The 1057-nt window shown below is 32.8% G+C and carries 2 protein-coding genes; both read left to right on the plus strand.

The annotated features are described in order from the left end of the window. Positions 1-14: 14 nt before the first annotated feature. Entirely contained in the window at positions 15-311 is a 297-nt protein-coding gene (locus AB4496_RS29485; RefSeq protein ID WP_372133688.1) for a WbqC family protein, read from the plus strand. 23 nt (positions 312-334) lie between these two features. Continuing rightward, a partial coding sequence (locus AB4496_RS29490) for a glycosyltransferase family 2 protein (RefSeq protein WP_372133686.1) occupies positions 335-1057 on the plus strand: 723 nt, incomplete at its 3' end.

Below are 1057 nucleotides of genomic sequence, written 5' to 3' on the forward strand. Positions count from 1 at the left end.
ATAGCATAGTTAATATTTCTAAACACTTAGATATTAATTCAGAGTTCGTTATAAGCTCGTCTCGCTACAATAACTCCCAGTTAAAAGGGCAAGATAGAATAATCGACATATGCCAAAAGGAATGTGCTAGTGTATATATAAATGCACTCGGTGGGAGGGACCTCTATGCTGGAGGTGCATTCTTAAATAACAATATTGAACTAAGATTTATGGAGAACAAATCTTTGGTCTATGACCAGTTTTCTAATGAGTTTGTCAGTAATCTTTCGATCATAGACGTTCTTATGTTCAATGGGAAGACGTATCTATAATAACTGTTTTTCATGGAGTTATAATGAATAATCCTCCTTTAGTAATCGTATGGATGTGTACTTATAACCATATAGATTATATTGAACAAGCTGTTGAATCAGTCATGAGTCAAAAGACAACATTTACATTTAAATTGATTCTTTTAGATGATTGTTCGATTGATGGTACGAGAGATAAGTGTTTTGATCTTCGACGTAGGTATGGCTCTAAATTGGAGTTGATTCTTCCTGAAAAAAATACAGGGGGAAAATCTGTTATTGATGATCTTTATCCTAGATGCCTTAATAGTGGTGCTAAATATATTGCTCTTTGTGAAGGCGATGATTATTGGACTGATGAAAATAAGCTACAAAAACAGTTTGAAATGTTGGAAAAACTACCTGATCACGCCGGTTGTTCACACAATACTAAAGTTATTAAAAACCAAAGCAAAAGCGACAACGAATATATTGTTAATCAAAGTATAAAAAATACTTTTACGATTGACGATTTTACAAAGGGACTAGCATATTTTCATACATCGTCGATGTTATATCGAATAAATATGATGAAAAAAATAGATTTTGACTTCTTTAGGGAAAATCCTGGCGACTGGCTCTTATTAACATTGATGTCGGAACTTGGTCCGATTCACTATATTGATGAATCTATGTCATCGTATAGGATTCACAAAAATGGCGAGTGGAGTCGTTTAAGTAAGCTATTTCAATTAAAGAAAAACTTAGAATCGATCGTTAGATATAAT

It is taken from the genome of Vibrio sp. 10N.222.46.A1 (assembly GCF_041473595.1).
GTDB classification, from domain to species: Bacteria; Pseudomonadota; Gammaproteobacteria; order Enterobacterales; family Vibrionaceae; genus Vibrio; species Vibrio tasmaniensis_A.